General features: G+C 61.2%; 1 protein-coding gene. It reads left to right on the plus strand.

Going from position 1 to position 389, the window contains the following annotated elements:
- Positions 1-43: 43 nt before the first annotated feature.
- Positions 44-389, plus strand: a 346-nt coding sequence (locus tag EOB49_RS34810; RefSeq protein WP_245473005.1) for a PfkB family carbohydrate kinase, incomplete at its 3' end; no start/stop codon positions are given.

Below are 389 nucleotides of genomic sequence, written 5' to 3' on the forward strand. Positions count from 1 at the left end.
CACCTCAGGCCGCGCACTTCTGGAAGCAGGCGCTATCGCTGCCATGAAGCGCGATTTGATGCCGCTTTGCTGCATTGTCACGCCCAACCTTCCTGAACTGGCGCTCCTTACTGGTTCCGAACCGGCTTCGGATGAGGACGGTGCGCTCCAACAAGGACAAAGACTGCAGGCCGTCGGCCCTCAGGCCCTGCTGATCAAGGGTGGGCACGCGTCGGGTCCCCGATCGGCCGATATTCTGTTACGCTCCGATCATGAACCCATCCACTTCGACACGCCGCGCCTTGCTATATCGATGCGCGGAACAGGTTGCATGCTGGCCAGCGCGATTGCGGCGCATCTGGCGAAGGCGAAGTCGCTCGAAGATAGCGTGCGCGAAGGCAAGCTGTTTG

It is taken from the genome of Mesorhizobium sp. M7A.F.Ca.MR.148.00.0.0 (genome assembly GCF_003997735.1).
Taxonomy (GTDB): domain Bacteria; phylum Pseudomonadota; class Alphaproteobacteria; order Rhizobiales; family Rhizobiaceae; genus Mesorhizobium.